General features: G+C 37.6%; 3 protein-coding genes and 1 other RNA gene. All 4 read left to right on the top strand.

Annotated features, from left to right (window positions below):
• Positions 1-103 precede the first annotated feature (103 nt).
• The 4 genes from gpsB (at position 104) to V7164_RS11060 (ending at position 3,947) form a co-directional block, all read left to right on the top strand.
• The gene (gpsB, locus tag V7164_RS11075) at positions 104-406 is read left to right on the top strand and encodes a cell division regulator GpsB (RefSeq protein ID WP_066294702.1); all 303 of its coding nucleotides are present in this window, start codon (positions 104-106) and stop codon (positions 404-406) included.
• Positions 407-487: 81 nt separating this feature from the next.
• Positions 488-888, top strand: an RNA gene (gene rnpB, locus V7164_RS11070) — RNase P RNA component class B.
• Positions 889-1,094: 206 nt separating this feature from the next.
• Positions 1,095-2,804: a putative bifunctional diguanylate cyclase/phosphodiesterase gene (locus V7164_RS11065; RefSeq protein ID WP_335344791.1), complete on the top strand. Its 1,710-nt coding sequence runs from the start codon at positions 1,095-1,097 to the stop codon at positions 2,802-2,804.
• Positions 2,805-2,813: 9 nt separating this feature from the next.
• Positions 2,814-3,947: a THUMP domain-containing class I SAM-dependent RNA methyltransferase gene (locus V7164_RS11060; protein WP_335344790.1), complete on the top strand. Its 1,134-nt coding sequence runs from the start codon at positions 2,814-2,816 to the stop codon at positions 3,945-3,947.
• Positions 3,948-3,960: the final 13 nt, after the last annotated feature.

Here is a 3,960-nt window from a genome sequence, read left to right as displayed (position 1 = left end):
ACAGCCCGTTAATCTGCGAAAAATTAGTTCGAAAGAAAAATTGACAAAAATGCATATCTCTGAAAAAATAGATATGATGATTGTGAACTTTGAGGTGATTGTCATGCTTTCCGATAAAGTGAAATTAACGGCAAAAGATATTTTGGAAAAAGAATTTAAAACGGCTATGCGCGGCTACAAACCAGAAGAAGTAGATAAATTTCTCGATTGGGTAATAAAGGATTATGAAACTTTCCATCAGGAAATTGAAGATTTACAACAAGAAAATATGAGATTAAAGAAGCAGCTTGAAGAGGCTTCCAGACGTCCAGTCGCCGCACAAACTGCTGGGACAACGAATTTTGATATACTAAAGCGGCTGTCCAACTTAGAAAAGCATGTTTTTGGAAGTAAATTGTACGATTGACAAAAATTTTCTCGATTTCAAATTGAAAACCATTGCTATTCATTTGAAAGTTGCATATAATAACTTTTGTTATCATTAATAACGTTCGGGTAATCGCTGCAATAAGCGTATAGCGAATTGTAGAGGAAAGTCCATGCTCGCACAGGCTGAGATGCGTGTAGTGTTCGTGCCTAGTGAAATCATAAGCTAGGGCAGTTAGGCAAATACGTGTATTTGCTTGGCTGACGGCAGGGAAAATGCCTAAGTCCTTGGATATGGCATGAATACCTTGAAAGTGCCACAGTGACGGAGCCTTTTCAGAAATGAAGAGGGTGGAACGAGGTAAACCCCACGAGCGAGAAACCCAAATTATGGTAGGGGCGCTTTCTCTTAGGAAATGAACGAGGAGAAGGACAGGGTATACCTGTAGATAGATGATTACCACCTTAGTACGAGACTTAGGGTCGTTTGCAGTACAAAGGAACAAAACATGGCTTACAGAACGTTATTAGTGACATGAATGCATGAAGCTACTGCCCTCCTTTATAGGGGGGCTTTTCCTATTGGACAAAGAATTTTGTCCTTTTTTCGACTTTTGAAGGAAAGCGTTTATAAGATGCTTATGCCAATATTGTATATTGAGGAGATTAACTATATGATAATAATGAATACTAAAGAAGAAAAAATATCGTAAATAAGGACGAAAAATATGATATTATCTGAGATCAGGGTCAGTCAACAAATAAAACTCGCAGAGAGGATTCTTCAAAATACGAGTGAAGGAGTCATGATTACAGACGGGAAATCTAGAATTATTTCCGTAAATCCTGCTTTTGAAATTGTGACTGGATATACGAAAGAAGAAGTTGTTGGAAAAAATCCAAACATCCTTCAATCTGGAATTCATGACGAGCAGTTCTATAAACATATGTGGAACCAAATTTATGAAAACGGATACTGGAAAGGTGAAATTTGGAATAAACGCAAAAATGGAGATGTATTTCTTGAATGGATAACGATTAGCTCCATTAAAGATGAAGAGGGTTACATCACAAATTTTGTTGCTGTATTTTCTGATATTACGGATCGTAAACATGCTGAGGATCAGCTGAGATATTTAGCACATAACGACTCCCTGACAGGCGTGGCCAATCGCTATAGTTTAAATAAGCGGCTTGAAGACTTAATATATACAGCTGAAAAGTATAATCAGCTATTAGCTGTCCTTTTTCTAGATTTAGATCGGTTTAAACAAATAAATGATACTCTCGGTCATAATTATGGAGATATGCTTCTGAAGAAAGTATCTACAAGGTTAAAAGGGTTGCTAAAAAATAAGGATATGATTGCAAGGCTTGGCGGGGATGAGTTTGTCATCGTTTTACCCAACCTCAAACATCCAAAAGAAGCCGTCCATATGGCTGAAATGATAATAGAAGAGTTTACAAAATCTTTTCATCTTAATATGCAAGAAGTATACGTTTCTACAAGTATTGGGATAAGTTTATACCCTTTGGACGGGACGGATATCGAAACATTATTAAGAACCGCAGACAAGGCTATGTATGAGGCGAAAAGCGGCGGAAGAAATCAATTCGAGCTTTATCATAATAAGATGCATCACAATGAGTCAAGACAGATGAAAATGGAAAATGATTTGCGAAAGGCAATTGAACGTAATGAATTTTTTCTTGTTTATCATCCAATTATTGATGCGAAAACGAATAAAGTTGTTAGTTTGGAAGCATTGGTCAGATGGAAACAAGAAGAATTTGGTCTAGTACCACCTTCAGAATTCATTCCTCTTGCAGAAGAGTCTGGCTTAATCATTCCAATAAGTGAATGGATTATTCAAAAAGCATGCGAAGATTTAAAAGCCATCCATTTACAAGGTAATCCTAAATTGAGAATGAGTGTAAATATTTCGGCGATTCATTTCAACCAAGACAATTTTGTAAAATCAATAGGTGAAATTTTTCAAAGAACGAATGTCAACCCGAACTATATTGATTTTGAACTTACAGAAAGTATGATCATGCCAAAAGCGAGTGAAACTGTCGATAAGCTTGTAAAGTTAAAGCAGCTTGGTGTTAAATTATCAATAGATGATTTTGGGACAGGCTACTCATCATTAAGCTATTTAAACCGTTTTCCGCTCGATACACTGAAAATAGATCAAAGCTTTATAAGAAGAATATCTATATATGAGGAAGATTCCTCCATTGTGGAGGCCATTATTACGATGGCGCATCGGCTGCACTTAAAAGTAGTGGCAGAAGGTGTTGAAAATAAAAAACAATATGATTTTCTTAAGAAAGAACAATGCGACTTTATTCAAGGTTTTTATATATCCAAACCAATTCCTTTACATAAGCTGTTGACATTTCTAACGAGCTGGGAAACGGAAATAATGAATTAGGGTGAAATTATGACAAAATATGATCTGATTGCAACATCTGCTATGGGCTTAGAGGCCCTCGTTGCGAAGGAAGTACGCGCTTTAGGGTATGATTGTGAAGTTGAAAACGGAAGAATCAGCTATAAAGGGGATTCTCTGGCGATTGCTAGATCGAATTTATGGCTTCGTACAGCAGATCGAATAAAAATAAAAATCGGGGAGTTCAAAGCTACTACCTTCGATGAACTTTTCGAGAAAACAAAATCACTTCCTTGGGAAAATTATTTATCTGAGGACGCTGAGTTTCCGGTAATAGGGAAATCTGTTAAATCTAAGCTCTTTAGTGTATCTGATTGTCAGGCAATCGTCAAAAAAGCAGTTGTTGAAAGATTGAGAACCCATTATAAAAAAACTGGCTGGTTCGAGGAAAATGGCCCGTTATATAAAATAGAAGTGGCATTACTTAAGGATACGGCCCTGCTCACGATCGACGCAAGCGGAAGCGGCTTACATAAGCGAGGATATCGGGCTGGCCAGGGAGAAGCCCCATTAAAGGAAACTCTTGCTGCCGCACTTGTCATGCTTACGAACTGGACTCCAGAAAAACCGTTTGTTGATCCTTTTTGCGGTTCCGGCACCATTCCAATTGAGGCAGCACTAATCGGACAAAATATTGCCCCCGGATTTAATCGTGAATTTATTTCTGAATCGTGGTCATGGGTGCCTGAACAAGTCTGGGATGAGGCAAGAACTGAGACAGAGGATTTAGCGAACTATGATCAGCAGCTTGATATAACTGGCTCTGATATTGATCATCGCATGGTGAAAATTGCTCAGGAGAATGCATTTGAAGCAGGCTTTGGTGATTTAATCAGCTTTAAACAAATGCAGGTAAAGGATTTTACAACAACAAAGGAATATGGAGTAATCGCCTGCAATCCTCCATATGGGGAACGATTAGGGGAAAAAGAAGCAGTTCAGAAAATGTATGAAGATATGGGAAAGGCATTATCGTCCCTTGATACATGGTCGATATATGTTCTTACTTCGAATGAAGACTTTGAGAAATTTTACGGAAAACAAGCAACAAAGAAGCGTAAATTGTTTAATGGCTTTATAAAAACAGACTACTATCAATACTGGGGGAAAAGACCTCCAAAATAAGAAAAGCGGAAGC

Source organism: Bacillus sp. JJ1474, assembly GCF_036965225.1.
Lineage (GTDB): Bacteria > Bacillota > Bacilli > Bacillales > Cytobacillaceae > Cytobacillus.
Note: the sequence above shows the minus strand (reverse complement) of the source record. Positions and strands in the feature narration are given on the sequence as shown.